Annotated in this window: 22 protein-coding genes; 13 read left to right on the top strand and 9 right to left on the bottom strand. The window is 58.2% G+C overall.

Annotated features, from left to right (window positions below):
* Positions 1-61: 61 nt before the first annotated feature.
* Genes HG800_RS21930 through HG800_RS21915 form a run of 4 tightly spaced genes read right to left on the bottom strand, consistent with a single transcriptional unit; the run spans position 62 to position 4,296 of the window.
* On the bottom strand, positions 62-2,527 hold the full coding sequence (locus tag HG800_RS21930) for a DUF1549 domain-containing protein (protein WP_169979533.1): 2,466 nt from the start codon (positions 2,525-2,527) through the stop codon (positions 62-64).
* A complete protein-coding gene (locus HG800_RS21925) occupies positions 2,524-3,165 on the bottom strand; it encodes a hypothetical protein (RefSeq protein ID WP_169979531.1) in 642 nt (213 codons plus the stop codon). Before HG800_RS21925 ends, HG800_RS21930 begins: the two co-directional genes overlap by 4 nt.
* Positions 3,166-3,169: 4 nt before the next feature.
* On the bottom strand, positions 3,170-3,721 hold the full coding sequence (locus tag HG800_RS21920; RefSeq protein WP_169979529.1) for a hypothetical protein: 552 nt from the start codon (positions 3,719-3,721) through the stop codon (positions 3,170-3,172).
* The gene (locus tag HG800_RS21915) at positions 3,718-4,296 is read right to left on the bottom strand and encodes an RNA polymerase sigma factor (protein WP_169979527.1); all 579 of its coding nucleotides are present in this window, start codon (positions 4,294-4,296) and stop codon (positions 3,718-3,720) included. Before HG800_RS21915 ends, HG800_RS21920 begins: the two co-directional genes overlap by 4 nt.
* Before the next feature lie 317 nt (positions 4,297-4,613).
* On the opposite strand from HG800_RS21915, the gene HG800_RS21910 reads away from it, so the two are divergent.
* From HG800_RS21910 to HG800_RS21900, 3 genes are all read left to right on the top strand, one after another.
* The gene (locus tag HG800_RS21910) at positions 4,614-6,281 is read left to right on the top strand and encodes an AMP-binding protein (protein WP_169979525.1); all 1,668 of its coding nucleotides are present in this window, start codon (positions 4,614-4,616) and stop codon (positions 6,279-6,281) included.
* 239 nt (positions 6,282-6,520) lie between these two features.
* On the top strand, positions 6,521-7,840 hold the full coding sequence (locus tag HG800_RS21905) for an FHA domain-containing serine/threonine-protein kinase (protein WP_169979523.1): 1,320 nt from the start codon (positions 6,521-6,523) through the stop codon (positions 7,838-7,840).
* A gap of 412 nt (positions 7,841-8,252) precedes the next feature.
* A complete protein-coding gene (locus tag HG800_RS21900; RefSeq protein ID WP_169979521.1) occupies positions 8,253-8,603 on the top strand; it encodes a hypothetical protein in 351 nt (116 codons plus the stop codon).
* Between the two features lie 70 nt (positions 8,604-8,673).
* On the opposite strand, the gene HG800_RS21895 is transcribed toward HG800_RS21900, so the two are convergent.
* Positions 8,674-9,855 (bottom strand): cysteine desulfurase family protein, encoded by a 1,182-nt coding sequence (locus HG800_RS21895; protein ID WP_169979519.1) that lies wholly within the window; start codon positions 9,853-9,855, stop codon positions 8,674-8,676.
* 90 nt (positions 9,856-9,945) lie between these two features.
* Positions 9,946-10,269, bottom strand: coding sequence for a hypothetical protein (locus HG800_RS27645; RefSeq protein ID WP_235963872.1), 324 nt, complete (start codon positions 10,267-10,269; stop codon positions 9,946-9,948).
* Positions 10,270-10,510: 241 nt separating this feature from the next.
* On the opposite strand from HG800_RS27645, the gene HG800_RS21885 reads away from it, so the two are divergent.
* The 4 genes from HG800_RS21885 to HG800_RS21870 all read left to right on the top strand — a co-directional run bounded on the left by HG800_RS21885 (position 10,511) and on the right by HG800_RS21870 (position 14,458).
* On the top strand, positions 10,511-11,491 hold the full coding sequence (locus HG800_RS21885; protein WP_169979517.1) for a hypothetical protein: 981 nt from the start codon (positions 10,511-10,513) through the stop codon (positions 11,489-11,491).
* Positions 11,492-11,759: 268 nt separating this feature from the next.
* Entirely contained in the window at positions 11,760-12,338 is a 579-nt protein-coding gene (locus HG800_RS21880) for an RNA polymerase sigma factor (protein ID WP_169979515.1), read from the top strand.
* A gap of 89 nt (positions 12,339-12,427) precedes the next feature.
* Positions 12,428-13,159: a hypothetical protein gene (locus HG800_RS21875; protein ID WP_169979513.1), complete on the top strand. Its 732-nt coding sequence runs from the start codon at positions 12,428-12,430 to the stop codon at positions 13,157-13,159.
* Between the two features lie 99 nt (positions 13,160-13,258).
* Positions 13,259-14,458, top strand: coding sequence for a PDZ domain-containing protein (locus tag HG800_RS21870; protein ID WP_169979511.1), 1,200 nt, complete (start codon positions 13,259-13,261; stop codon positions 14,456-14,458).
* Between the two features lie 84 nt (positions 14,459-14,542).
* On the opposite strand, the gene HG800_RS21865 is transcribed toward HG800_RS21870, so the two are convergent.
* The gene (locus HG800_RS21865) at positions 14,543-15,802 is read right to left on the bottom strand and encodes a hypothetical protein (RefSeq protein WP_169979509.1); all 1,260 of its coding nucleotides are present in this window, start codon (positions 15,800-15,802) and stop codon (positions 14,543-14,545) included.
* Between the two features lie 298 nt (positions 15,803-16,100).
* Here HG800_RS21865 and HG800_RS21860 point away from each other — a divergent pair, with 298 nt between their 5' ends.
* Both HG800_RS21860 and HG800_RS21855 read left to right on the top strand, forming a co-directional pair.
* Positions 16,101-16,730, top strand: a complete 630-nt coding sequence (locus HG800_RS21860; RefSeq protein WP_169979507.1) for a precorrin-2 dehydrogenase/sirohydrochlorin ferrochelatase family protein — start codon at positions 16,101-16,103, stop codon at positions 16,728-16,730.
* Between the two features lie 298 nt (positions 16,731-17,028).
* A complete protein-coding gene (locus HG800_RS21855) occupies positions 17,029-18,345 on the top strand; it encodes a UDP-glucose dehydrogenase family protein (protein ID WP_169979505.1) in 1,317 nt (438 codons plus the stop codon).
* Positions 18,346-18,547: 202 nt separating this feature from the next.
* On the opposite strand, the gene HG800_RS21850 is transcribed toward HG800_RS21855, so the two are convergent.
* Positions 18,548-19,450, bottom strand: coding sequence for a hypothetical protein (locus HG800_RS21850; RefSeq protein ID WP_169979503.1), 903 nt, complete (start codon positions 19,448-19,450; stop codon positions 18,548-18,550).
* A 304-nt stretch (positions 19,451-19,754) separates the two neighbouring features.
* Here HG800_RS21850 and HG800_RS21845 point away from each other — a divergent pair, with 304 nt between their 5' ends.
* Positions 19,755-20,960 carry a hypothetical protein gene (locus HG800_RS21845; RefSeq protein ID WP_169979501.1) on the top strand — a complete coding sequence of 402 codons (1,206 nt, stop codon included), beginning with the start codon at positions 19,755-19,757 and terminating at the stop codon, positions 20,958-20,960.
* Between the two features lie 217 nt (positions 20,961-21,177).
* The gene (locus tag HG800_RS21840; protein WP_169979498.1) at positions 21,178-22,011 is read left to right on the top strand and encodes an NIPSNAP family protein; all 834 of its coding nucleotides are present in this window, start codon (positions 21,178-21,180) and stop codon (positions 22,009-22,011) included.
* 135 nt (positions 22,012-22,146) lie between these two features.
* Here the strand turns inward: HG800_RS21840 and HG800_RS21835 are convergent, their stop codons facing one another.
* A complete protein-coding gene (locus HG800_RS21835) occupies positions 22,147-23,739 on the bottom strand; it encodes an alkaline phosphatase D family protein (RefSeq protein ID WP_169979496.1) in 1,593 nt (530 codons plus the stop codon).
* A gap of 344 nt (positions 23,740-24,083) precedes the next feature.
* Between HG800_RS21835 and HG800_RS21830 the strand changes: the two genes are divergently transcribed.
* Positions 24,084-25,592: an MmgE/PrpD family protein gene (locus HG800_RS21830; RefSeq protein WP_169979494.1), complete on the top strand. Its 1,509-nt coding sequence runs from the start codon at positions 24,084-24,086 to the stop codon at positions 25,590-25,592.
* Complete coding sequence (gene prpB / locus HG800_RS21825; RefSeq protein ID WP_169979491.1) at positions 25,592-26,506, top strand: methylisocitrate lyase; 915 nt, start codon at positions 25,592-25,594, stop codon at positions 26,504-26,506. The genes HG800_RS21830 and prpB overlap by 1 nt, the downstream gene beginning before the upstream one ends.
* The last annotated feature ends 13 nt before the right edge of the window (positions 26,507-26,519 follow it).

The raw sequence follows: 26,519 nt of genomic DNA, 5'->3' as shown, positions 1-26,519 counted from the left end.
ACCCGAGCGTTGCGGACCGATCCGGCAACGCTCGGGCCGAGGTTCTCAGACGGAGCCGGGCTCAATGATTGGTCAGGAATTCCTTGGTGTTTACCAGGGACCAGAGAAGACCGCGCAACCCCTGATCAGATGATTCCGACGTGTCGAAATAGTGGCGGGAGGCCTCCTGTTCAGAGGCATTCGGGAGACGTCCGAGGGCTCGGAGAAAGGCCTCCGCAATGAGTTCGTCAGGGGGGGGCGGGTTGTCTGAGCGACGAGCCACCGACTGCACCCAACCCCCGCGACGGTCGAGGGCGGCATGGACGTCCTGATCGTTCTGGAGATAGATGGACTGAAGGAGATTCGGTTCGACGGACTTGCTGCAATCGCAGTTTGTCTCGCGAAGCGATCGGCCAAACACTCGTTCGGCGTAATTCGCATTCCCTCGAGCAGTTCCGATGCTCTGAGACGGCCCGAACGATCGCTCGTCGGCCGTCCGGGCAAACGATTCGAGCTGATTGGAGGCCGCTGTCACCTGACGAACCGCGTCGAGCAAGGCTTCGGCAGGGAGGCGGCGGACCGACGCTCGGCTGAAGTTTCGTTCGTCGAGCCGGTTCGTTTCGTTCGGCTGCCAGCTGCGCTGATAGGCAAGGCTGCACGTGATCTCTCGGTGGAGCCACTTCATGTCGTAACCGCTTGAGATGAACCCCTGAGTCAAATAGTCGAGTAAGGCCGGGTTGCTGGGAGGATTGGCCAGGTTCATGTCGTCGGGCGGGTTGATGATTCCCGAGCCAAAGGCATTGGCCCACACGCGATTGACGAACGCCTGGGCGAAATAGGGGTTGTCTTCGCTGCGGAGCCATTCCATCAACGGCTCGCGAGGGTCGGAGACATTGGCGAGCGGAATTGCTTCGCCACCGAGGACCCGAGGAGTGAAGACACGGCCCCCTCGAGATCGGGAGGAGGAGCCGCCGGCCGCTGCTCGCATCCGGTTTTGGTTGATGTAGACTTCTTCCAACGGTGCAATCTCGCCGTTGCGGAGTCGTTTCCCATACACCCGCCGTCGTTGACCAGCCGGTTGATCAGCCACGCCAATTTCCTGGTCAAGCTCGCGAACCTGAGTCCGCACGAATGGATTGATTCCGTACGAAATTGGCTGGAAAAACGCGGTGAACTGGTTGAAATCGTCCTGGGTCCACTGATCGAACGGATGTTTGTGGCACTGGGCACATTCGAGCCGAACGCCGAGGAAGGCATAGCTGAAGGCCAACGCCTTTTCTTCGGGCTGACGGAGATTGCGACGTGCCCAGAAGTGGGGCATCGTTTCTCGATCGGCGAAGGTTTCGGGATCGTCGCTCCGGAAGTAACCGGCCATTTCCTTCATGTAACCCAGATACGACTGGTCCTCGGCCCGGCTGGTTCCGAGGATAATTCCGGCCATTAACTCATCGTAGGGTGTGTTGTCAGCGACACGTTGATAAATCCAGTCGTACCACTGGCGGGCCATCTCGTTGGGCAGCGCGGTCCCGTTGAGATTCCTCGGTGATGCTCCGGTGATGTCGCACAGGAAGTTAGTCCACCAGGCAGCATACGTGGGGCGTTCGAGCAATTCCTCAACCTTGCGTGATCGTTTCTCCGGGTCGGATTCGGCGACGAAGGCGAGAACCTCGTCGGGTGTGGGGAGTGATCCGGTCAGATCGAGACTCACGCGACGGAGGAACTCTTCATCCGAGCAGATCTCGGAAGGGATGATACCCAGCTTTTCGAGCTTGGCCACGATGAGGCGATCAATTTCGGTCGGAGAGGCAATCTCGGGATAAGCTTCCCCAACGCGATCCGACACGGGCCGGATGACTTGGGTGCTAACGACCCCGTTATCGTAGAAGGCGACAATGTCGGTGTCTCCGAGGCCGACGCTCGTGACCCGACCGGTCGGATCGACCGTAGCGATTGACTCGTCATTGGTCTGAAAGCGTGTCAGGCAGGTCACATCCTCGATTGAACCGTCGGACCAGTGGGCAATTGCTTGAAGGGGCGTCACCTGGCCGTCGGCCTGGAAAACGATCTCACGGGGAATGATTTCAAGCCGTTCAAAGCTTGCATCCTGTGCGGCGGGTGGGGCACCGGCCTCGATCCAACGCTTGAGCACGTGGTACTGCCAGGTCTCGTATTCGAGCACCTGGCCCCCTTTGTGGGGCTGGGTCAATGTCGGCTTTTCGAGGATCAGGCTCAGTTCCGGGGCTTCAACGTCCACGCGGCCTTCGTCGTCGGCCAGAAGGGCGTCGTGATCGGCAGCGAAATCGTAGCCGAACAGGGAGAGGCGAAAGCCCCCCTGGCCCTGGAACGATCCGTGGCACGAGCGTCCGTTGCAACCCATCTGGCTCAGGAGCGGCAACACATGCCGTTGGAAGTCGGGAATCTCGACTGCCTGATCCTGGGCAAAGCGAGCCGAGAGGGGCGGTTGTCCGTCTGAGGCCAGACCGTCGGATCCGGTCCCCAGGATCGTGATCAGAACCGCGAGGCAGAGGGCGAAGGATCGATTCCTCACGAGGGTTCTCCTTGGGTACGAACCGGAGGGGACGCCGAAGGGGCCTGCTCCGCCTTCTCGGCCTGTCGACGAACGCGTTGCACCTTTTTCCGAACCGCATTGAGCCGAGACTCGATCACAGCGTCGGCCCTTTCTTCGTGTTTGCGGATGGAGGCATCGAGCTGTTCGAGCCGCTTTCGAAGCTGGGCTCGATCGTATTTCTGCACGGCAAGCTGTGCGGCCAGCTGATCGGTCAGGGCCTGGCGCAGCTCGGCCTCACGTGGAGCGTTTGTTTTGCTCATGAGACGAGCGGCGAGCAGTTGGACCCGAGAACCGGCCTTCCAGGTTTCCAACATCAGCGCAGCACGATCGGGATCGCGACGCCGAATGCGGACAAAATTCTCTTGTGCTCGAAACAGCTCCCGGATGGCCTCGTTGTATTCGTCCGGGTTCGTGGCCCGAAGCGAGCCAAGCAACTCGACCAGTTCCTCGTGGTGCGATCGCACGAAATCGAGGGCAAGTCGCTCTCGATCCACGTTCGGGGTCGCCTCGGTGGAATTTCGCGGGTCCTTCGGATCTGTATCTGCGTCCTGCGCCGAGATCACTGCGGCGAGGATCGTCAGGAAGGGGACCAGGACCAGGATCCACACGCGCCGCATCGGCTCAATTCTCCGAGGGCCTGAGTAGCGAATCACTTGAATCACCGACACGATCGACCGCGATCAGGAGCCATTGGGGAGGGTTTGGAGTCGGCTCGTGGTTGGGTTCGAGCATCGAAACCTCGTCCTCGGCCGAGGGATCAACCTGCCAGTCTTCGGGTTCCGCTTCGGGAAAGGGAAGACTCGCCTCACGCTGGAGGCTCACCCAGGCGAGCTCCAGGGCGATTGGCGGTTCCGAGGCTCCTCCAGGTTCGCCCAAAGGCTGATTCCAAGGATTTGATATGGTTGCAAGCAGAATGGAAGCCGCCGCAACGATGGTTGCCAGGGCGAAGACGGATCGCCTGCGCAGGGGTCGGACGAAACGCTCCCTGGCATCGACCGATTTGATCTGAAGACAGACCCCGATCAGGCCAACGGCGTTTGCCACAGCGGCACACGCCTCAGGATCATCAAGGAGGCGGGCTTCAAAGTCCGAGCGCGTCGGATCGTCAAGCTCACCGGTGACATAGCGGAAGGCGAGCCAGGCGAGGTCGTCTGAATCATCCGAAACGGTCATGGCTCGTCCTCATCGTGGAGCTGTTGGGAGAGACGTTTGAGCGCCCTTCGCATGCGGGTCAGAACCGTTCCGAGGGGCAAATGATGATCCTCAGCAATCTGAGCGAAGGTCTTATCCTCGAACATCCGGGATCGGATGATGGCACGATCCAAAGGAGCGAGTTCGCCGATCGCCGCTCGAACCGCTTCAATTTGTTCGCTACGCACCAACGGGTCGTCGGTTGCATTCGGGTTGACGTCGAGAGCCTTCCTCAGCCAACCGAGGCCTTGTTGATGACGCCGACGGCGATCGTGATCGCGACGCAGCGCCAGCGCTTCCCGAGCGGCCACCCGGAACAACCATCCACGGAATGTTTCGCTCGATGCGTGATGCCCGCGCTCAAGGGTCTTGAGAAAGGTTGCCTGTAACGCATCCTGGGCCTGATGAGGATCGCGGAGGATTCCGAGGAGCAACCGGTAGACCTCCGGGCCGTGTACGTCGAACAACTGAGCGACGACTTCGGCCTCCAGGCGATGGGAATCGGGAGTTGGATCGCCGGGCATCGCCAATCGCCCTGGTTCAATCGGTTCCTCCATTCAAGGCCCTCACCTGACTTCAACAGGTATGATGCTCGGGGTGCCTCGATTATTTCAGAGGAGCGTCCTGACATTCTTTTTTTTAGTCGATGCAAGGGCATTGGCACCGTGGAACGCTCACCTCGCAGGGAACTCTGACGAACGGTAAGCGGGTCGGGAGTCCGAGGCCGGTTCGAACGGAGGATCAACACCGTCGAGCGAGTCTCCATTGCTTGAGACGATCCGATCCCTTATGGTCAGTAACGACGTCGCGGAGGGCGTTTTTTCGTCGAATCATCCCCTCGCGTCGCCCCTCCTGAGGTCGGGAGTGTTCAAAAATGAGTTTGCAAGCAGCTACGCACCCCACCGGGGTCGCGAACGATCCCGCTCCCCTTACTCCGCTCCCGGGATTACCGGCGCGCTGGAGTTCACTCGGTCGAGCGTTTGTAACCACGGCAAGAGCTCGACGAGGAGCTCCTGCGTTCGTTGATAGTACTGGTGCGTCGCTCACCTACCGCCAGGCACTGATCAAGGCCCTGGCGCTCGGCCGAGTTCTTGAGCGGGTCATCGGACCGGCGAAAAATGTGGGCGTCTTGTTGCCGCCGACGTGCGCGGGGGCCGTCACGAACCTGGCCCTGACGCTTCAGGGACGGGTACCCGTGAACCTGAATTACACGGCGAATCAGGAGTCGGTCGATTCGGCCATCGATCAGGCCGGAATCACGCATGTTCTTTCTTCGAAACGGATGCTTGAGCGCATCCCGTTAACGCCGAAGGGAGAAATTGTCGTCCTGGAAGACATTGCCACGCTTGTCGGCCCGAGCGACAAGGCCTGGGCCGCAGCCGTTGCGCTTCTCGTGCCGACCTCAGCTATGGGATCGTTTCTTCCCGGTCTTCGAGACGAGGAGCTTGAGGCCCCCGCAACCATCATCTTCACCTCAGGCTCGACCGGCCAACCGAAAGGGGTGGTGCTGACCCACCGCAACATTCTCTCCAACGCCGAACAGATTCGTTCCCAGATCGAACTGGTGCCCGAAGATGTCGTGCTGGGAATCTTGCCGTTTTTCCATTCGTTCGGGTACACGGTTCCGCTCTGGACGGTGGCGTGCCTCGGCCTGAAGGCGGTCTACCACCCAAACCCGCTCGATGCGCAGGTGGTGGCAAAACTGACCCGCGAGCACAAGGCGACGGTGATCCTGGCGACCCCGACCTTCGTCCGGAGTTACCTGAAGCGTTGCAAGCGAGAAGACTTCAGCACGGTTCGGTTGCTCGTCCTCGGCGCCGAGAAGCTCAAACCCGAGCTCGCTCAGCAAATTCGAGATCTTTGGGGAATCGAACCACTCGAGGGTTACGGCTGCACCGAAACCGGGCCGGTTGTGTCGGTCAATACTCCCCTCCAGCACAGGTCGTTGAGCGGGCAGATGGTTGCCGGCAACCGGCCGGGAACGGTGGGCCAGCCAATCCCGGGAACGATTATCAAAACCGTTGATCCGGAATCGGGCGAGGATCTGCCGCAAGGCAGTGAGGGCATCATCTGCGTCAAGGGCCCTCAGATCATGCAGGGCTACCTGAACAGGCCTGAAGCGACCGCCGAGGTCCTAAAAGACGGTTGGTACTGGACAGGTGACCTGGGACGGGTTGATGATGATGGATTCATCATCATCACCGATCGGCTCAATCGATTCTCAAAGGTTGCCGGCGAGATGGTTCCGCATGGCGCGGTTGAATCCGCAATCCAGGAGCTTGTCGGCGTGGTTGAGGCCGTCTCGGCGGTGACTTCGGTGCCTGACCCGAAGCGAGGCGAACGCCTGATTGTCCTGTATACGCCTGAGTTACCTCTCGAACCCAAAGAACTGGTTCGCAAGCTTCAGGACAGTCCGCTTCCAAAACTCTGGATTCCCTCGGCAGACGACTTCGTCCCCATCGATTCCATTCCGGTGCTCGGTTCGGGCAAACTGGATCTCCGGAAGCTTCGCGAGTTGGCCCGGGAACACCTTGAGCGTTGAGATCAGTCCTAAACACCCGATCTCTCGAAGAGGATGACAGACAGGACCAGGCATCTCGATGACTCGATTCCTGCTCTCTGTCCGATCCCTTTGCAATCCGACTCCGAGACGTTCAGACCGTGGGAGAATCCGTTCGAGCGTTCTGAATCCGTCCTGCTCCGTGTGGATCGTCGGTGACCGACGAAGACTGTTCAACGGAAGAGCCTCTCGATCGGTTCGACTTCGGAGTATTGACCCTGATGAAAGTGGAACTGCGAGTCTCCACCGGGGCGCACCAAGGGCACGTGTTCCGTTTTGATCGACATGCTGCCTTTTCGGTGGGTCGAGCGACCGACGCGCAGTGCTCGATGCCGGAAGACCCGTTTCTGTCGCGTCATCACTTCCTTGTCGAAGTCAACCCACCGCTTTGCATGGTGCGCGACCTGGGAAGCACCAATGGCATCCGGGTCAATGGCGTCCGGGTCGAATGCACCCGCCTGCACGACGGTGACACCATCGCCGCTGGGAACAGCGTGTTTCAGGTCGTCATCGAATCGTCGGGCGTGTTGCCAATCGTTTGTCGGGGTTGTACGGCCCCGGCACCTTCCGACCTGACAATCTCAGCCATGCCCGGCGAAGTGGTCGAGTGGTACTGCAAGGCATGCGCGGATCGTCGACGACGTTATCCTCAGCCTCCCAAAGGCTACTGGATCGAACGCCACATTGGTGGCGGAGGGATGGGAGAAGTCTTTCTCGCGCGTCGAGAGGCGGACAACCTTCCAGTTGCCCTGAAGGTCATGATTCCGTTCGTGGCCGCTGGAGATCGGATCCGGGCCTATTTCCTTCGGGAAATGAACGTGCTGCGAAACCTTCGGCACCGCAACATCGTGGCCTTTTTTGAAGCGATCGAAGACGAAGGTCAATTCCAGTTGCTGATGGAGTTCGTCGACGGCAAAGGTGCCCGCGATTGGGTCGACGCGATTGCAGGTCTACCGCCGCTGCAGGCCATTGCCTCGATCGGGAAACAATTGCTCCTCGCACTCGATCATGCCCATCAGCGCGGATTCGTTCACCGAGACATCAAACCCTCGAACGTGTTGGTGATGGGAGGGGTTCGACGACCGCTTGTGAAACTATCTGATTTTGGACTGGCCAAGAATTTTCGCGACGACGCCGGTTTCAAGGGCATGACCATCGAGGGAGACTTCGGCGGATCGATGGGGTTCCTGTCCCCTGATCACATCCGAGGGTTCCGCGATGTTCAGGGGGCAGCCGACATTTACAGCGCAGGGGCAACACTCTACTACCTGCTGAGTGGTCGATACCCCTTCCTCGATTTCGACCCGAAGAACGCGGATGCCATTACCAAGACTCTGGAACATCCGGCCGTACCGCTCCGCGTTCACCGGAGAGACGTTCCGGAAGCATTTGATCGGATCATCCGACGATCGTTGGAAAAAAACCCGTTGGATCGCTGGCCGTCAGCCAGGGAGATGGCCGAGGCTCTGAGCCCATTTGCAACCGATCCATTGATGAGATCCTCGAACGCTCCGGGACCCTCCGCATCGGACTGCAGCTAATTTGGCGCGTCCCTTCGGTCAGCGCGTTGCCTCGATTGATTTGGACCACGGGCCGAAAAAGAAATCGAGAAAAAAGTGCCTAAGGGTGCCAGAGGAAAGTGATCTTAAAGGTAAGGGAGACGAGGACGTCGTTTCTCTTTTTTCCGGACGGACGATCTCCCGAAGCAATGTACCCCCACGGCAAACGATCTCGGCCAGCCCTCACTCAGTTGATTCAGGGTGGATTCAGGAGCAATCGTTGCGAGGGTTTCCTCAGGAGATCCAGGACGAGCACGTTCTCACTCGTTGACAACACGCGTTCCGTCGGAAACGGACCGGATCGGCGGACCGAGCCCAGGACACGACCCAGAGGGAGGAGCATAGCCCACCACTCTCGCAAGAGTGCTGCACCTGCAAGCCGGAGAGTCCGATCGTGGAAGTCGAATTGCTGAAGATGCTGCCAGGCGGTGGTAGTGTCGCGGCCCTGATTGTGACCGTCATTCTTTTTCTCAAGCAACAGGAGCGTACTCAAATTAGCTTGGGTCAGATAACTGAGGTGTTCAATGCTCGTGTCGTGGCGTCTCAGTCGTCATTTCAGGAGCAAATTAACCGCTTGATGAGCCAGAACGTCGAGAATCAGAAACTGTTTCAGGAGCAAATCCAGTTGCTGATTGATGGGCATCTCGAGGTCTCTCGGGAGACGATCGCGGCCCTGAAGGCGATGGAAAATGCGGTTCATGATCTCCAGACACGGGCACAGATCTGTAGCAATCTCCCGAAATGATTGGGGGGATCACCCGGCCTCTGCTCGACGGATCGGGCGAGGGCCGGGATCGCGATCCTCCGCTCGGAGATCACGTGGGACCTTGAGTTAACTCTCCATCACCAGAACGTATCCGGCGCACCACCTCAATGATCCTCAGGGCGGCTTCGTCGATCTCCTCCTCGGTCGTCGTCGCTCCAAGGCTGAATCGGACCGACGAGCGTATACGATCCTCCGGCACCTTCATGGCCATCAAGGTTGCTGAGGGTTGAGTCGAGCCACTGGCACAAGCCGATCCGAGTGATGCCGCAACTCCGACAAGGTCAAGCTGCATCAGCAAGGCATCCCCATCAAGGTTGGGGAAAGCTAGGTGAAGCGTCTGAGGAAGTCGATCCTGAGCGTCTTCCGGTCCCGTCCGAATCACGGATGCCCGACCAAGCCCCGCAACGAGAAACGACTCCAGACGATCCCTCAAACGAATCCAGCGATCGATGCGTTGCTCGGCGTCTCGATGCCAGAGCCGAAGTGCCTCGGCCATCCCAACCGCAAGTGCCACGGCCGGTGTCCCAGCTCGCTTTCCCGACTGCTGGCCCCCGCCAAAGAGCCTTGGTGTGAGGGAGACGTCCGATCGAACAAGCAGCACGCCGACCCCGGCCGGTCCGTGAAACTTGTGAGCACTGGTGGCAAGAGTTGCCACGCCCAACTGTCGAAAATCGACCGGCACTCTCCCAACCGCCTGAACAGCGTCCGTATGGACGGGAACTCCGAGTTCCCTGGCACGTTCGGCCAGACCTTGAACGTTCTGAAGAACTCCCGTCTCATTCTGGGCTAGGATAAGTGTCGCCAGGGTGCTTCCTGGCCGAAGACGATTGGCCATTGCCTCGGGATCGACCCGGCCATCTTGCCCGACCTCCGCCCGATCAACCACAACACCCTGGGTTTCGAGATGATCCACGGCCTCCGAGACCGCGGGATGCTCAATCGGGCTCGTCACCAGATGCCGGACCTCCGCGGGTCGATCGTCTCCAGCGATTCCGAAGATGGCAAGGTTGTTTGATTCCGTCCCCCCGGACGTGAAGATCACCTCGGACGTGTCTGCATTGAGAATGCTGGCGATTGTCTCACGAGCGTGCTCGTACGCCCGCCTGGGATGCCGACCAAAGGAGTGCCGGCTCTCAGGGTTCCCCGGAGCGAGCCAGAACGGCCGCATTGCCTCAAGAACTTCAGGGGCGAGAGGGGCGGAAGCGTTGTGGTCGAGGTAGATCGGCCCCATGAATCATGATCCTGACCAAGTCATGCTCATCCTCTTCCCATCGTCGAACGCCCAGGAGCCTATGACCGGGCACATCAATGACGCGACTAGTTAGCCCAGCGCGCGGAGCGTCAGGAACAGTCCCAGCAGGAACAACGGCACCCCGAACAGCATCAGCGGTCCGGCAAGGAACGCCGACCCCACAACCATCAACAGGAACCCCAGAAGTAACGACGCCAGCCTCCCCATCCAGTCAATTGCCTGGAGGAGGATCCGGATCGGCAGCATCAGGGCACGGAGCATCGCGCCTCGCATGGGGTTGAAGGTAGCAGATCCGGTCGATCGGCGGGAGTCTTCCCTGGAGGAGAGGTTCGGCGATTGCTCCTCGAACGCTTCGAAGGAACGCGACGTCGACCGTGAGTAAGGACGACGCATCCGTCCGGGTGATCGGTCGATTCTAGAGGTTCTGGATGAACCCATGGTCTGGATCTCCCGATTCGAGTTCCTCGACCAACCCTCCGGCGACGCGCCGGACAACCTTGCGAGGTTCGCCCGATTCTGCTACTGATGCGATCCCTAGAAAGGGATTCGACGGGGATTGCCATCGCTTGAGTCGCCGGCCGCCGCGAGTGTTCAGTGATGAACGATAACGGCGGGGTCGGGCAAGGAGGCCGACGTGCGACAGGGGCTGTTCGCGATTGTCTTGATCTTTGCTGCCTTTTTCGGAGGTGCGCTGGTCAACGGCCCCGGCCTCGAATGGGGACGTCAGCAGCTCGCCTCCTTGTCGAAGCATCTCCCGAAGCAGTTGCCCGAGACCATTGAGTCTGCCCACGGGACAGCCTCCGAGGAAAAGACCGCGACGACCAGCCTCCTTGATGACAGCAAGGACCATACCCAGCCTGCTTCGGCGCGATCTTTCCTTCCGGTCGCAGAGTCTTCTCCCTTCGCCCCCTCTTCCTTGATGACCGAGGAGACATCCGACCGCGAGTTTACCCCTGCCGAGAATTCGGGGGGCGAGATCGCTCCTACGGTCAAAGCTCCCCTCGGTCCCACCATCGTACCCCAGTCGTCTCCTCTAGATGCCGCTTCCCCCGACCCGTCGACGACCTCTACAAAAGATCTCCCAGTCCCCCCCCCTTCCCTCCTCGATCTCGCCCGACGGAAGCTGTCAGATCGAGGTGTGACGCAGTCTGGGGACCAGGAGTCGAGAATCGGGAACACCACGCGATCTCCGATCGATTCTTCCGATCCCATCGCCTCCGCACCACATGCTGAGACCCTTCGCTCGGAAGCGTCGTCGGACTCGGAACCATCTTCCGGTTCCTTCCTGACCAAAACTGACAATCCCTTCCCTGGTCAGGACCGTTCCGAGCCTCTAAGCGCCGATCCAAGCATTCGCCTTGCGAGCCACTCGAACGATCCGGAGGAAATGTCCGACTGGGCTGAAATCCGTCATCGGATGGAGGAACTCGAAGTCGGCCGCTACTGGGTCGAAGGGGAGTTCGGAGGTCCGGTCATTTTTCGATGCGTTGTGCCAATGATCGGCGATCGGGCCGTCTCGCAACACTTCGAAGGCGAGGGAACTGATCTGATTGCCGCCGCTCGCATCACGCTGAGACGGATCGCGCTTTGGAGAGCCACGGAAGAAACCCCTTGAACGGACGCGATCACGAACCACGCCTCCCGATCGTCTCCGTGCCTATCTCCAGCACTCCTCTGTCCGACGCTTCCAAGCCGTGTCCAATGGTGATCGATCGCTTGGGGCAGACAGGACGATCATGAGTTGCAGAGGGCGCCACTGTCGCGGAACTCTCAATGAGATCTCACCTTGCGCCTTCAGATGACGTCAAGCAACCGGGTTATCGGCTCCCCTGAATAAAAAAGAGTGCAAAAAGTGAGCGTCTGCGGCAACGTTTCTTTCTGTAATGGCTGCACCGCCTCCCTCCTCGCTCACGATCGGTTCGGCTTCCGGGCCGGAGCCACTTGACTGGTCGGCTGTACTGGCCGAGCACGGTCGATGGCTTCGTACGGTCATTCGTGCCCGGCTGGGAGAACCGCAGGGCGTCGAGGAGGTCTTGCAAGAGGTTTCGCTCGCTGCGATTGCCCAGCGATCGCCGGTCTCAGACTCGTCTCGGATCGGAGCCTGGCTCTATGGTCTTGCGGTCCGTCAAGCGTTGCTTTACCGGCGATCTCAGGGTCGTCGTCGCAAACTCAACGCCCGCTATGCCGAGGTCACACAGGCAGACTCGCCCGCCGGGCATCCAGATCCGCTCGATTGGTTGATGGCCACCGAGCGTGACGGACTGATTCGCCGCGCGGTCGATGAATTGTCGCCCAAGGACCGTGAACTCCTGCTCCTGAAGTACACCGAGGACTGGTCGTGTCGACAGCTTGCCGATCGGCTCGGACTGTCCGAATCGGCCGTTGAGGCTCGCCTGCACCGAGCCAGGGCTCGCCTCCGAACAAAGCTGGACCGCTGCTTGCAGCAGACCAATCGAGACTAATACCTTCAACCCCCTGGTCTCGAGTTCTGTTTTCCCAACCAGACGTGACCCTTGACCGACTCACCCTGAAGGTGAGGACGAACCTCTCAATGGACGCTCATGCAACCCGACCACCGATCCGGACTGAGGACCTCGACCGCCTGGCCGATGGCTCATTGACCGCCGAGGAGCAGAGAGCCTTACTCTCCCGGATTGACTCCGAACCCGACGGCTGGCGACGTTGCGCCCTCGCATTCCTCGAAGCACAGGCCTGGCGTGAGACGTTCGAAGCGATGACGGCTCAACCAGAAGCACCTCATTTCGACGTGATGTCTCGTTCGAAAAGGCCACCACGAACGCTCCTGTTTCCGATCACGCTGGCAGCTGCCCTGATTGGTGCGGCATTTCTGCTCGGCCAACTGACAGTCCAGCCCGAGTTCGTTGATCAAGAGGGGATGGCCAGCGTTTCCGGGAACGCCCGAGGGTTTGATCGGACCGATGGAGGGGTTCCCCCATTCGAAGCCTCAGACACAACTGCCAATCCCTCCCCCTGGGGAGCCGAGATCAAGGCCATCGGCTACCTCAGCTTGCCCACGGACTCGAATCCGGAGGGTCCGGTTGTCGAACTCCCCGTGCTGACCGGCCCTGGACTCGACGACCGATGGCTCCGTGATCAACCGTCGTTCGTCCCCGAGGAGTTCCGAAAGAGCTGGGAACAGCTCGGCTATGAGGTTGAATCGCAACGTAGGCTTGTCTCCGTGCAACTTGACGAGGACGGGAGGTATCTGACCATCCCCGTCGATGACGTCCAGATCCGGGCCATCGATCGCACAACCTATTGATGGCCCGGTTTCTGAAGGCTTGGTCCTCGTACCCTGTGTCTCAGTTCGCAAGGACTGCGAGCTGACGTGACGTTTCGCTCACCCATCAGGAGACCGACAATGGTTGTTAATCGATTGCGAACACCGACCCTCGCGCTTGGACTTTGCCTCACCCCGATGGGAATGATCCAGGCTCAGAACACGGTTGACCCCGATCAAGATCAGACCCATCCCGCTCAGATTTATGTATTCCAAAGACCCAACGCTAGTCCCGAGCAACAGGAACGCGTGAACGAAGCCCTGCGTCAACTCGAATCGATGCAGCGACACTTCCCTGGACAAGCAAGCGAATTACCCTTCGAACAATTTCGCGGTATGAGACTTCTCCTCGACGAAGAAGAGGCATACGGAAGTCTTGGTTTACGGCTCCGGCCTGTCCCCGAGGTACTTCGGTCACACCTCGAACTCCCGGAACAGGGAGGCCTGGTCGTTGATGCCGTTGCTGAGGGGAGCCCAGCCGCCGGGATCATCGAGCGGAACGACATCGTGCTGAAACTCGGCGAGATCACCGTCAAGAGCGACTCCGACATGGAGGAGGCGCTCAGTGAGCTGGAAGGAGACGAGATCACCGTTACCCTGATGCGGGAGGGAACGCAGCAAACCGTCACCCTGACTCGGACCAGCGAGACACCCGTTCCCGCCGATCGAACGTATCGGATGGGAGTGGTCATCAACGAACCCGACGACGCGGTTCGAGCCCAGCTTGGATTGCCAGAAGGGACGGGGGTGATCGTCATGGAGGTTGCCCCCAACAGCGCCGCCGAGAAGGCGGGCTTGAAGGCGAACGACGTGCTGGTAGAGCTTGACGGTGAATCGGTCGTCGGTGCGACCGAGTTGGCGGAGCTGGTCCAGAAAAGTAAAGGCGAAGCCATCTCCCTGAACCTGGTTCGCGACGGTGAACGGATCACCATCGAGGTCACTCCTGATTCCGTCCCGGTAACCGATGGCCAACCGACCGGTCCAGAGAGCCGAGGGCTTCGGGCTCCCCGAGGAGCGGAGGGCATGCGCTTTTTCGGCCCTGGTGTGATGATCGACCCTGAGACCGGGACTCTCCGACCTGGCCCACGAGTGCCGGGTGCTCCAGGAGCCCCTCGACAACCGTTCCAGCTCCGCGAGTTCCCCGGAGCACCGCGAAATCTTGAGCTGGAGCAGCAACTCGAAGACTTGAAGGAACAGCTCAAGTCGCTTCGAGAGGAAGTGGAAGCCCTGAAAGATGATCTCGAAGCCCGCCCCGGACGTCGCGGACGGGGCGGCGTCTGACCATCGAACGTTCGTCAGATGGTCATCACGGTGATCCAGGACGGTGCCTTGGTCGTCCCGGATCACCGTTGGAACGGGAACGCGTCACTCCCCCGTGACCTCCGAAACATCGACAAGGTAAAGCTGTCGAGTTCCATCGATGTGAGCAGAGTCGATGCAGATCTGAGTCCCATCACGATTCCATCGTGGATGAAGGTCGCATCGGACGGGTCCAGAGAGCCTCGGTGAGAGAAAAAAGGAACCCACCTCGACGCGAAGATTGTCCTCAGGCCGGTAGACCATCAAGGTTTGCATTCGATCTGAGTCCGGATAGGTGTCGTTCAAGACCCACCGGCGATCGGGGGAATAGGAGCAGTGCCCGTCTCGTGTTAAGACATCCTGCCCCATCGGTTCGATCGCGCCAGTCTCGATGTCGAACAAATAAAAGGCGTCCTCTCCTTCGGCCGAAACACTCCAGGCAAGAATGGTCCGGTCGTCTCGCCAATCGAAGTGGGAGACCATGCCGGTATCCTGAATCAAGCGAATGTCCGTCCCATCGGGCCGGGCAACAAACATCCGTGTTCCCCAGCGCATTCCGGGCTTGCCCCATCGATGCAGGAAGATGAAGAACGTACCCGAAGGATTGAATTGTAGATGATTGAACCAGTGATGGGACTCGCTGGTGAAGCGATCGTCGGGCTTGTGCGAAGCAGCCCAGGCGATTGGAATGATCAATTTGTTCTCGCCCGTTGAAATATTCATGGCGTAGATCCCGCCTGATTCGGGTGCGGGATCGTCCGGGTGGACCTCGGGCAGCGTGTTGTAACCATATCCGGGTCGAAGACGATTGAGGCGGTCGTAATCGAGAGTCACGGCTGTGGTTGCCGAGGGATCAACCGCATAGATCGGTCGTGGGAGCGTCCGGGTTGCTCCCGAGTGAACGTCTCGGATAACCGACACATACCGATCCCCGTCCACCTGATTGTAAATGATCAGACGTTCGGGAGCGGAGCCGAGCCACTGAAGCATCGTACCCTGCTGCCAGGACCAGGCGGACGTGCGGTCGATCGGGATGAATCGATCGACGTCTTCAAGGTCGATCATCCCGATGGTCAGCTCATCTCCCGGATCTGGCTGGCGATCACAATAGTCGATTTGCATACCAAGGAGATAACGTCCGGTCACATCCCAGGGACACTTATCGTAATAGCCAAAAAAGTGGGCCTTTGGGCCGGTGGTCACCCCACGAACATGAGCCTTAACCTGAACAATCTCGGCGTGAGAACGCGTGGGACGGCTCAGGTAAGCGCCCGCCAAGGAAGCTCCAGCGGACACCTGACGGAGGAAGGTACGGCGGGTCGGCATCGCTTAGACTCTCCTGAAGACGTACAGCTTCTGGAGATCGCAGCATAATCCTTGCGATCGCGGATGTCGATGAAGCAGGACCGCGGGAAGAAACGACAGGACCACCGAACCGGGATCCTTTTTTCGACTCGATTGATCTCGTCAGTCATGCCATGATTCACCACACAATCGTCCCCGATCTGAGGAATGCGCGGGGCCTGGTTCCGAAATTCAACTCGTCAGTGAAACGAAAAGGGGATAAGTCCTGTCGGAGGATTGACCACTCACTCGACCGCTTGATTCGATGGAGTATTCGTAGATGTCCGGATATCCCATGGTCTTCCATCTCGACGGACGCCTGGCTGTGGTGGTGGGGCTCGGGACGGTCGGACGACGAAAGACCCTGGGACTGTTGGAGGCAGGAGCGAGAGTCAGAGGGATCGATCCGGTGGGATGGGGTGCAGAGCCTCCTGAGAACTTATTGATCGTGGAAGAATCCTATCGACACGAGCATCTCCAAGGCGCGGTTCTGGTCTTTGCGGCTGCCAGTCCAGAAGTCAACACCCAGGTTGTGTGTGACGCGCATCGCCAGGGAGTGTTCGTCAATTCGGCAAGCGAACCCACTTCGGGAGACTTCTCAGTGCCGGCGACCTGGCGATCGGGTCCCATTCTCCTGAGTATTTCGACCTCTGGAGCTGGTCCGGCACTGGCACGAACCCTCCTCGATCGGGCATCAGACGCGATCGGCCCCTCTGCAATGGACCATGCAACGCTCCTGGTCGAGCTTAGACCCCTTGTTCTCAAGCGAATTCGAAAGGAATCCACCCGGCAATCACTTCTGCGGGCCTGGGCCGATCTTCGATGGCTTGACGTCTGGGAAACGGGAGGGAGAGAGGTGGTTCGAGCGGAACTTCTCAAGATGCTCGAACGGGTCGCAACCGAGGAATGATGGTCATTTATCTCCCCCTGACAATGCTCCCACTTGACAGGCGATCCAACAGGGGTTGCCGGATCATCATCGCTGTCCGATAATGCCCGGACACCCAGAAGATCGAACGAGTCTGATGCAAGGAATCGTCTCGGACTCGATGAACTTCTGGGAAGAAGGGACGCTCGGTTCATCAATTTCCGCAAGACGTCCTATACTCTCTCAAGATGAATCGTCCGGACCGCGCGGTTTCGGATCTCTCCACGATCCACCGAGGACCGGGTCACTCCTGCTCCACATCAAATGAGGACGGATCGCCGTGAAGATCGCCGTCATCGGCACCGGATACGTCGGACTGGTTCAGGGTACTTGCCTGGCCGACAGTGGCAACGACGTGGTCTGTGTTGACAAGGTTGAAGAAAAGATCATTGGCTTGCGCCAGGGTCGAATCCCGATTTACGAGCCGGGCTTAAGTGAGCTGGTTCATCGGAATTTCAAGGATGGTCGCCTGAAATTCACGACCAGCCTGGCCGAAGGGATCGCTGACGCGGAACTGATCTTCATCGCCGTCGGTACCCCTCAGGGGGATGATGGCGGGGCGAACCTTGGCGGTGTCTGGGCTGTTGGAGAGGAAATCGCTCGCCATCTCTCAGCGGATGATGAATCCAAGACGATCGTGATTAAAAGTACGGTTCCGGTCGGAACGAATGCGGAGTTGGCCCGTCGAATGTCGCAGTTGACCGACGTTCCCTTTCACGTCGCGAGCAACCCTGAATTCTTGAAGGAAGGAGCTGCAATCGAGGATTTCACCAAGCCCGACCGTGTCGTGATTGGTGTTCGGAACCCCGAAGTTGCCGAAAAACTTCATGAACTGTATGCACCTTTCTTGAGAACAGACCGGCCGTTTCTGGTCATGTCTCCCGAATCGGCAGAAATGACCAAGTACGTGGCCAACTGCATGCTGGCTGTGAAAATCAGCTTTATCAACGAAATGGCGAACCTCTGCGAAGCCTATCAGGCCGACATCAACGACGTGCGCCGAGGAATCGGCCACGATCAACGAATTGGGTTTCACTTCCTTCACCCAGGGGTGGGTTACGGTGGCAGTTGCTTCCCGAAAGACGTTCGAGCGATGGTGCACATGGCCCGTTCGAAGGAGATGCCCAGTCTCATGATGGAAGCGGTGGATCTGGTCAATGAAGCACAAAAGACCGTCCTGCCTCGCAAGGTGACGGAGTATTTTGGGGGTGTGGAAGGACTGAAAGGGAAAACGATTGCCGTCTGGGGACTGGCCTTCAAACCAAAGACCGACGACATTCGCGAAGCCCCCGCCCTGGTGCTCATTGACGCAATGCTCGCGGCCGGGGCCTCGGTTCGTGCTCACGACCCGGAGGCGATGCCCAACGTCCAAGAGATTTACGGCGACAGGGTGACCTTCTGTGAACGCCCCTACGATTGCCTCAATCAGGCTGATGCCCTGGCAATCGTGACCGAATGGAACGAGTTTCGAAATCCAGACTTCGAGATCATGCACCGTTTGCTACGAAATCCTGTCGTCTTTGACGGACGCAACCTGTACGACCCAGAACGCATGACCGAACATGGATTCACATATTACGGCATCGGCCGATCCTAATAAATAGGAATTTTTTCCTTTATGTGTTTACTGGACGATCTACTTAGACGATCATTCAAGGCTCTGTTGGCTATCAAGTCGAAATCAAACCACCGCTGGATCGACTGATCGATCCAGCGGTGCGAGTCTCGTCCAGTCAGACTGACGTGCTGGACACGATGAGGATCAGCCTGGGCTCCCGCGCCTTGGTAGACAACTCAGATCACGAGGGGTCAACACCAAAGAATTCGTGAACTCGATCAAGGAAGGTCGGGTCGAGCATGCGCTCATCATTGCCATCGAGCCTCGGGGCGCGATCGCTCTGCAAGCGTTCTTCCGTTGTCTCCACCCTAACGACGAGCGTATATCGATCATCGTCGGCTTCGGCATTGAGTCGGAGCATGGAGAATGGGACAGGAACCTGGTTTTTTCCAATGCCGGCAACCCCACCATTACCAAGGATCGCGTAAGTCGCGCGGAAGTCAGGGCCGAGAATCACGTTGTCGACACTGGCGATCGCGTTGTCACCGGACTGACCAAAGACGTCCGTGGCGGTGAGTGCCTCGGCTCGGAACAGGAAGGCGTCGTCTCCGGTACCGGCTTCATCTCCGGCGACGTCCGCGGTGAAGAACTGATGATTGGCCCGGACCCAGTTCGGATCACGCAGAGGAGCAAGCGAACCTTCTTCCAGGGTCGGCGCCTGATCAAGCTGATCACCGGTCATGCTCAATTGATAGTGCCAATGGTGATCATCAGCTTGAACGAAGGTTCCAACAGGAAACGGAACCGCAATTTTTTCTCCACCCACACCGGCAAGGCCGCCTCGGCTGAGCAGAACGTAGTGTGGTCGTCCCTGGCCATCCATGATCAAATCACTGATGGCGGCAATTCGGCCTTCATCGCCAGGCCCTCTGGCCTCTCCGCTCAATAGATCGCTGATGCGACGAATTCCCGCTTGCGGATTCTCTGTCGTCAATTGAGTATTCGTCAAGGGTGACGGGGCCTCTGACACCTGTCCGCCTCGCTGAGACGCAGGCCGTTCCTCAATGACCTGGCCAAAGGAGACACTGGTACCGAGGACTCCAACAATCCATGAAGCGGCGATCAATCGTGCGTTGAATGACATCTCTGTTTCTCTCCTCATGAGTTTTGGGTTGGTGCCCTGACCACTGATGTCGTCTAGGCTCGGTCGGATCGGACCAATGGCTCCACGTTCGGTGAAAGTCGAAAGCACTGATCCGATCTGCGGCAGGACCAACCAATGAATTGCATCTTCTGTTCCACTCTGAAATGGCCTTCGCGTGGCGAGAGCATCGAATCCTTCTCACTGGCTTTCGGCATACGACTTGCGGATGCGTTGATCACTCAGCTCAGTCCTGCGATCACCAAGACGCATGGAATTCGATCGACCACGCATGGAGCCTTCAGAGATGACGAATCAATTCCTGACCGGACGGTCCAGGCGTCCTCGGGTCTCCCGACTCGCGGCTTTACTCGTTGCGTTGCTGCCTTTGGTTCTCTCGTCAGCAGCGTACAGTCAAGTCGTACCTGGAGGGTATTATGGGGGGTACGGCTGGGGTGGATGGGGCGGCAACACCGTCGTTGGAAGTGGTTTCCGGGGCATGGGAGCCTTTGCTGCCGGACTGGGAGCCGGTGATCTCCGATCTGCCCAGGCCGATGCAGTTCGCACCCAGTCGTTCATCGAACTCAATGAGTATCTGTATCAGTCAGCGAGGCTTCACCGGTTACGATCTGAAGCAGAGCGACAAGCGAGAGAAGAACGTGTCGATGAAGCTCGCAAAGAGTTGAGAGAGCGTCGGACAGATGACCCGAACCCTCAGGAGATTGAATCTGGCGATGCACTCAACGCCATGCTTTACGACATTGATAACCCTGCCATTCCGAACTCGGTCATCCGGGATGCCGCCGAAAATCTCACCCTTCCCGGAAAGACGATTCAAAAGATTCCCTTTATGTTTACCCACCGAGGAACTGCGATCTCCTTGCGCCGATTGACCTCAGAGGGTCCTGGGTGGCCAACGGCACTCCGCGCCGAGCCTCTGGCTCCTCTTCGCAGCCGTTACGAGGAGATTGTCGAGAATATCCTCGACGTTCCCGAGGGAGAGTCGGTGCCGACCGAATTGCTAACTCAGGCCCGGGATGTTCTTGGCGAGATGTGTCGAAGCATCCAACAGGCGGAGATTGAAGGTCCGACGGCTGCGGAATCCCTCAGGCACCTGAAAGCCCAGGCAGCCATGATCGCCATGCTTGAGGAACCTGAGGTTAAACAAGTTATCGACAAGTCTGCAGATGTCGACCAGGTCATGTTACCTACACTTCTGGACTTTATGAGATTCTACAACCTGCAGTTCGGTGCCGCCGAGAATCCAGAGGAGAAGGCCGTTTATGGACAGGAGTTGTACCCGAAGTTCGCCCAGCTCTACCGCTCATTGCAAGAACAGTATAACGGCCAATTGCCTGGATCCACTTCGTCGAAATCCGAGGAATCTTTCGGCGATCCCACGGGAGCGTTCGATGAACTGGACTGGGATGCGCTCGGGATCCTCCAGGGTGAACAACCTACTCCCTCGAATCGCGATGCCTCCTCCGACGATCGTCTCGACCCATCTCGATAAGTGGGGATCGATGGCCGCGAAGAGCTTGCTTTAGACATTCGTCGCCGCCTGAAACGGGCAGATGACACACCCTGGTCCCGGCAGGTCACTGGCTTGCCGGGCCGTGATTCGTTCTCCGTCCTCGTTCCCAACTCCAATTTCTTCGTCTGCTTGACCTCCAATCCACAGGCAGGATAGAACGGTCAACGGTATCGATAACTACGGGGAGGTGTTTCCAATGACCCGCTTCATGATCCTGACCTCGTGCACGCTGGCAGCCATCAACCTGGGGCTTTGTTCCGCGACGGCAGAGGAAGACCCTGTGATGACTTTCCAACTTCGCTCGTACACCACAGCACCAGAGAAACTCGAGGTCCTGGTCGAGCGGTTCCAACGGGTCAACCTCCCCTTGTTCGAGCGACATGACATTACGCTCATTGGCGCCTGGACACCCCATGAATCGGACGACGGAGACGAGCGCCTCGTCTATCTTGTCGGTTTCCCGAGCATGCGGGCCGCGGAACTGTGCTGGAAGAACTTTGCAACCGATCCCGACTGGATCAACGCATTCGAGCGAGAGAAACGTATTCACGGCACGGTAGTTTCTGGTGTGGAAACCGTTTATCTCGGCCCGACTGACTATAGCCCGGCGCTTCCCGGGATTGGCGGACGTTCAGCACAGTCCGACACCTCGAATGATCAGGCGAAGACCTCGACTGACTCGGTCGAAGAGGAGAGACTGTTCGAGCTGAGACGTTATCTCGCAAGTCCCGGAAAGCTCAATGAGTTGAACAAAAGGTTTCGTGAACACACCATGGAATTGTTCTCGAAGCATGGCATGACCAACATCCTCTATACTATGCCGATCGAGAGCGACCAGGGGGCCGACACCACCTTGATCTATTTTCTCGCTCACCCAAGCTATCCCAGAGCGCTGAATGCCTGGGAGTCATTCCGCAGTGACCCGATCTGGAATCAGGTTCGCGAGGCAAGCCAACCCGATGGAGTACCGCTCGCCGCCTCGGTCGAGCGTTGGATGCTCGTTCCCACTGAGTTTAGCCCCTTGAAGTGATCACACAAGGAATCCGCAAACCCCCGTCTCCCATAGAGAAACGGGGGGATCCCGGCGCGACTCACTCGTGAGGATTCTGGTCAGGGATCGTTTTGCAGGGAACGCAGCATTTCAACTCAGACAACGTGAGTCCGATCAGGATTGCTCAATTCCAGGCTTGCCAGCCTCGACGACGAATGAGCCCTTTGTCACTGCCGGAGCTCCGGGCTTGGTCACTTCCTCGACAACCTGGTAGTCACTTTGCCAGGACTGAGGAGTCACGGTGCATCGAACATAGCCGCGCTGGGCATTGAAGAATCGCACCGCAGGGTTCATGGCAAGTCGTTCTTCCAGATTCGGAATGGTCGCTCGGCCATTTCCGCCGCTTGAGATCGAGGTGCACACAAACTCACTCGCCACGATCGGGGTATCGTCTTCACGATCATCGACTCGAAGATCGTTGGCCCAGTTCGAGTGGATGTCGCCTGTGAGCACAACAGGATTGGGAACGTTGCGATCTTGAAGGAATCGCATGAGGGCCATGCGTTCGTGCGCATACCCGGGCCACTGATCCATCGAGTGAACGATCTGACCGTCGTCGGTCGGGAATCCGACCATCGCCATCATCACCTGCTGCGCCAGCACATTCCAGATTGATCCTGATTCGAGCAGGGAAGACTGAAGCCAGCCGTACTGGTGATCCCCCAGCAAGGTGTTTCGACGATCCAGTGCTGCCTCGTTTAAAGGACTGGGTCGGTCGTTGTTCGGCTGGTCCGAACGATACTGACGAGTGTCGAGTACCTGGAAATTCGCGAGCCTCCCAAAGGTAACTGTTCGAAACAGTTGCATGTGCGGGCCTTGAGGTAACGAGCGGCGGCGAAGCGGCATCATTTCATAATACGCTTGATAGGCGTTCGCTCGTCTGAACAGAAACTCAACCGGGTCTACCCCAGCTTCTTCCGAGATGTCGGCAGCGCAATTGTTGTCAAACTCATGGTCGTCCCAGGTGACGACCCAGGGACAAGCCTGGTGCATGGCTTTCAGCATTGGGTCCGACTTGTACTGCGCATGGCGGATTCGATAATCAGCGAGGGACTGGATCTCCGGACCCTCATGCTTCCGAACCTGCCCATCACGACCAGCCCCTTCATAGATATAATCACCAAGATGGAAAACGAGATCGAGATCGTCGTTTGCCATATGTTCGTACGCCGTGTACAGCCCCGACTCATAATGCTGACAGGAGGCAAAGGCAAATCGTAACTGGTCGGGCAGGTCCATCAGCTCTGGCATCGTTCGTGTCCGACCGATCGGGCTCTCAGCTTCACCCACTCGGAAGCGATACCAGTACCAACGGTCCGAGTCGAGCCCATCAACCTCAACATGCACCGAATGTGCGAGTTGTGGCGTGGCGATAGTCGTGCCGCGCTGCACAATCGTTTGCATGGCATCGTCCGTCGCGACCTCCCACTGCACTTCAATCAGATCGCGAGACATCCCACCGTCCGGTGTCAGAGGATCGGGCGCCAGCCGCGTCCAGAGAACCACACCATTCGCATCAGGATCACCCGAAGCCACACCCACGGTGAACGGGTCGCGATCAAACGAGACTCGTCGAAGCACTCGCCCCTCGACACGGGTACCCAACAGCGGTACCGCAGCGAGGGCCGAAGAGTAGGACAGGAAAAGTCGACGCGACACGCCACCTTCGGATTGAGCCGCGTTCCGGAGATGTCTCAAATCGAGCATGGTTGAGTCCCGATAACTGCCATCGAAGTGAATTGTGAAATTCTTCACATTCATGATTCACTGTAACGCGATACCGTTTCGAGTTCCGGTTTTCCGGATCGACCCAGCCTCGCATCGCGACGAGCCACCAGGATACCGAACCCTATTGCTGATGGCTCATGAAGTTTGAGCGAATCTCGGATCATCCATCCTCGATTGAATCGGTCTGTTCAAGTTGTCGAGGGACCACTATCAGCTCGGGGAGGGCTATCTTATGATGAGGTCGCTTCCTTGCGACTCACCAGGGGCTCTGAGGCGGCTTCGCCAAACTCGGGGCCGGCACTCTCTCGATGTGATTGAAACTCATGCACGCGATTCGAGTTCGAGTTTACCCTTCCTCCCAGACTCCTGACCGATCAGAGCAACTTGCCTGGAACCTTGCTCGTGCAGCTGCCACAACTCCCCCACCGGATGAAGAGGTGGTGGACATGGTCATCAATCGCCTGATCGATAATGCAGGGGTTGCCTGTGCGGCCCTCGCTCGAAAACCGGTGATCACCGCCCGACACCAGGCGATGGCCCACCCTCGACCCCTGGGAGCCACCATATTCGGGCTTCCCCGAAATGCAAGAGTTCATGCCGAATGGGCCGCCTGGGCCAATGGTACCGCCGTCCGCGAACTGGACATGCACGACACGTTTCTCGCGGCCGATTATGCCCACCCGGCAGATTCGATTCCTCCACTCCTCGCTGTGGCCCAGCAATGCGACCGAACAGGTGCGGACCTGCTTCGCGGAATTGTGGCGAGCTACGAAGTCCATGTTGCACTGGTCAAGGCTATCTGCTTGCACGAGCACAAGGTTGATCATATCGCCCATCTCGGCCCCGCACAGGTTGCCGGAATCGGGGCGATGCTCGGCCTTGATTGCGAGGTGATCTACCAGGCCATTCAGCAAGTCGTTCACGTCTGTGTGACCTCTCGACAGTCTCGAAAGGGAGAGATCTCCTCCTGGAAGGCCTACGCACCTGCGCACGCAGGGAAGCTCGCCATTGAAGCGGTTGATCGCTGCATGAGAGGAGAAACCAGCCCCTCGCCGATCTATGAGGGCGAGGATAGTGTTATCGCCCGCTTCCTCAATGGTCCCGACGCCGAATACTGTCTCGCTCTTCCCGACAACGACGAACCGCGCCGGGCGATCCTGGAGACGTACACAAAAGAGCATTCGGCTGAGTATCAGGCACAGGCCCTGATCGACCTCGCGTTTGAGTTGCGAACACAAATCCCGGATCTCGAAGGAATCGAGTCAATTCGGATCTTCACAAGCCATCATACACACTTCGTGATTGGGACTGGATCGGGAGACCCCCAGAAGTTCGATCCCTCCGCCTCGCGCGAAACGCTTGACCATAGCCTGATGTACATTTTCGCAGTTGCGATGGAAGACGGTCGTTGGCATCACGTCGACAGCTATCTTCCTGAGCGAGCAGCCCGGCCAGAAACCGTCCGGCTCTGGAGAACGATTGCGACGGTGGAAGATCCGACCTGGACGGCTCGATACCATGATCCCGATCCAAATCGCAAGGCCTTTGGCGCTCGGGTCGAGATCCGAATGAAGGATGGTCAGTTGTATTCTGAACAACTCGAAGTCGCCCACGCCCATTCGCGAGGTCGTCGCCCCTTTTCGCGAGACGGTTATCTTGAGAAGTACCGACGACTGACTCAGGACATCGTGGATTCGAACGAATCTGAACGATTTCTCAATGCCTGTCTTCAGCTCGAAGACCTCACACCTGGCGAGCTTGACCAACTTTCGATCGAAGTCCCTGCCGATCGCCTCGGAACCGCGAGCGACTCTCAGAAAGGGATTTTCTGATGCTCCACGCCCATCAGACTCCCGCTCAAAAACGGGAAACGCTTCGGCATTCGCTCGAGCAAGGTGATCTCCTCCGCTTTCCTGGAGCGTTCTCCCCGCTCGTGGCCCTGATGATCGAGAGACTCGGCTTCGAGGGAATCTATCTTTCCGGCGCGGTGCTCGCTGCCGACCTTGGCTTGCCGGATATCGGTCTGACCACTCTGAGCGAGGTTTCCGCCCGCAGTCATACAATCGCCCGAGTCACAAACCTTCCAGCGATTGTCGATATTGACACCGGCTTTGGGGAACCGTTGAACACAGCGCGAACCATTCAGGTTCTCGAAGATCTTGGTTTGAGCGGTTGTCATCTCGAAGACCAGCGCAATCCGAAGCGTTGCGGTCACCTCGACTACAAACAGCTCGTTTCTCCCGATGAAATGGTTCAGAAAATCCGAGCTGCGGCCGAGGCGCGTCGTGATCCCAATTTCCTCTTGATCGCTCGTACCGACGCCCGAGCCTCTGAAGGGCTCGACGGCGCCATTGAGCGAGCCCAGCACTACCTGGACTCCGGAGCTGATGCCATCTTCCCTGAAGCTCTCATGAATCGGAAAGAATTTGAGCACTTCCGGAAGGCAATCGACGCCCCATTGATTGCGAACATGACCGAATTCGGAAAATCCGAACTTCTCGACATCAAAACACTCCGAAATCTCGGCTACAATATCGTGCTCTATCCGGTGACTCCGCTTCGACTCGCGATGCACGCAGTCGAGTCCGGACTACGTCTGGTTGCCGAACACGGAACTCAACGCGAGTTACTTGACGTGATGCAGTCCCGGAGCGAGCTCTACAACCTCCTTGACTACGAATCGTATACGAGGTTTGACCGTGATCTTTTCAATTTTTCACTCCCAAGGGATGAACAGGCAGGCTGACTTTTTGGAGCAT

This window comes from Tautonia rosea, from assembly GCF_012958305.1.
Classification (GTDB): Bacteria; Planctomycetota; Planctomycetia; order Isosphaerales; family Isosphaeraceae; genus Tautonia; species Tautonia rosea.
The sequence above is the reverse complement of the archived record's forward strand: the minus strand, read 5'-3'. Positions and strand labels throughout refer to the sequence as shown.